Genomic DNA, 2,428 nt, shown 5'->3' on the forward strand with positions numbered 1-2,428 from the left:
TCGTCGGGCCGCGCCGAGGAACGCCTCGGCCCACCGCCCGACCTCGGCGAAGACCTTCTCGCGTACGGCGGGGCCGGAGAGCGTCAGGTCGTGCATGCCGCCGTCGAAGCGGGCCAGGGTGACGTGGTGACCGAGCCGGGGCGCCCAGCGCACCATGTGCTCGACGTCCAGGACGGCGTCGGCCAGGGCCGCGTTGTCGTGCCACTTGGTGCCCTTGAAGCTGCGGGTCGAGCAGGCCAGCAGCACGGGCACCGGGATCTCCAGCCCGGCACGCAGCTGCCGCTGGGCGGTGCGGATGGCGTTGATCCAGCCGGCCCGGACGGGGAACCCGGCGAGCGGCTTCCAGGCCAGGTCGTACGTCCACTCGCCGCGGTGCTCGGCATGCAGGCTCTCGCCGTACACGGTGCCCAGGCCGAAGGGGAGGATGCGCTGCGGCGCGCTGCGGCCCAGCCGGGAGACGGCGGCCGCGAGGGGTCGACGGACCAGCCAGGGGGCGTTGATGTCGAAGAACGGGCTGTTCAGGAAGAGCCCGTCGACCAGGCCGGCGTCGCGTCGGGCGTGCGCCCAGAGCGAGAGGATCAGGCCGCCGGTGGAGTGACCCATGGCGAGCAGGGTGTCGTGCCCGTCGTCCTCGCGGATGATCTTCGCGGCGGCGTCCAGCTCGGGAAAGTAGTCGCCGAGGTCGCGGCAGAAGTTCGGGGTCTGGTGCGACAGCAGGCTGCGACCGTACTTGCGCAGGTCGAGCGCGTAGAAGTCCCAGCCGCGCTCGGCGAAGAAGTCAGCGACGTGGGTCTGGAAGAAGTAGTCGACGAAGCCGTGCACGTAGAGCACGGCCCGCCCGGTGGGGCGCTCGGCACGCCGCCGGACCAGGGTGGCGACCACCGGTCCCTCGTCGTCGGTGCCCAGGTCGATCGTCTGCCGCTCGTACGGCGGCCCCAGCACGTCCGGTTCCACGAAGGCGACGGTACGCCCGGAAGCTACCGGGCGGTAGCCCCCCGTCGCCGTCCCCGCCCGATCGCACCGGCCGGACGGGGACGGTCGAGGCGTGACTCAGGCCGTCTCGGCGTCGACCCGTCCGAGGTCGGCGTCGGCCACCTGGTCGGGGCCGGGCTGGCCGATCTCCCGGATGTGCTTGTTGTGCCGCGGCTCCTGCCGCGTCTTGGCGTCGTTGAGCCGCCGGCGCAGGTCGTCGCGGGCGTCGTGCAGCGCCGCGCGCAGGTCCTCCTCGTTGGAGGTGGTGACGATCTTCTGCCGACCGGCGATCCAGCACTCCAGCGTGACCTTCTGCCCGCGCGCCTCGCGGTCCTTGACCGACACCTCCAGCTCGGTGGCGTCGGCGTGGAACGCGGCCAGCCGCGCGTCCAGGGTCGCGAACTCCTGGACGATCCAGTTCCGGTCGCCCTGGGAGAAGCCGGCGCCGACGCGCAGGCACTCGGCAACGGTCGCCGGGTTGGTCACCGCGCTCATCGCCGCACCTCCCGCTCGGTGCGGACGGGGCCGGTGGTACGCGAGCTGAGAATCATCGTCACTGACCTTTCTCATCGAACCTCGTGCCGTGCTGGCTCTCGGTTGATCAAATCCATACCCAGCCGGAGCCGTTCCCACGCCGGGTGACCTCGCCTTCCGATCCTGGTCACACCCGGTGCGGGCACCCAGGGCCGCTCGGCCCTACCAGACCGGGCCCTTGATCAGGTTCTTGTCCACAGGCGGTCTGATCGTCCACAGGCCGGACCGGTCCGCTCCCGGCGCGGCGCCGACCCGGCCAGGCTCGGCACCGAGTCGACTCGCCACGGCAGGCCCTGGAACCCCTGGGAGGGGACGATGTTCGATACCTACGTCACGATCGTCGGCAATGTTTTGACGGCCCCCGAGTGGCGCCGTACCACGCAGAGCAACACCCTGGTCGCCAACTTCAAGGTCGCCTCGACCGCCCGCCGGCTCGACCGGGACAGCGGCCGGTGGGTGGACGGCAACAGCCTCCGCGTCCGGGTCAACTGCTGGCGCAAGCTGGCCGAGGGGGTGGCCGCCTCGGTGATGGTCGGCGACCCGGTGGTGGTGGCCGGCCGCCTCTACACCCGCGACTGGACCGACGACGCGGGCAACCACCGCACCCTCTACGAGTTGGAGGCGGTCGCGGTCGGCCACGACCTGTCCCGCGGGCGGGCCCGGTTCCTGCGCAACAAGCCGACCATGGCCACCAGCACGGTCGAGGACGCCGAGGCGGCCGGCCGGGTGCAGGGCGAGCCGACCGAACCGGTGCCGCACGAGCAGGCGCCGGCCGCGCCGGACGACCGGCCGTTCGACGAGGACTTCGAGTTCTCCGGCTTCGCCGTGCCCCGCGCCGGCCACGAACTGCCCGACACCGACCTGGCGGAGCTGACCGACCCGTTCGACGAGGAGGGCGACGACGCGCCGCCGTCCGGCGACG

3 protein-coding genes are annotated in these 2,428 nt (G+C 72.2%); 1 reads left to right on the top strand and 2 read right to left on the bottom strand.

The window, feature by feature from the left end; all coding sequences use genetic code 11:
• Together JNW89_RS34750 and JNW89_RS34755 are read right to left on the bottom strand one after the other, a co-directional pair.
• A partial coding sequence (locus JNW89_RS34750; protein ID WP_238452253.1) for an alpha/beta hydrolase occupies window positions 1–954 on the bottom strand: 954 nt, incomplete at its 3' end.
• A 96-nt stretch (window positions 955–1,050) separates the two neighbouring features.
• Window positions 1,051–1,467, bottom strand: a complete 417-nt coding sequence (locus JNW89_RS34755; protein WP_238451969.1) for an HPF/RaiA family ribosome-associated protein — start codon at window positions 1,465–1,467, stop codon at window positions 1,051–1,053.
• 354 nt (window positions 1,468–1,821) lie between these two features.
• Between JNW89_RS34755 and ssb the strand changes: the two genes are divergently transcribed.
• Window positions 1,822–2,428 (top strand): single-stranded DNA-binding protein (ssb, locus tag JNW89_RS34760; RefSeq protein WP_238452254.1); only part of this gene is annotated, 607 nt, incomplete at its 3' end.

Source organism: Micromonospora sp. 4G55, from assembly GCF_016803375.1.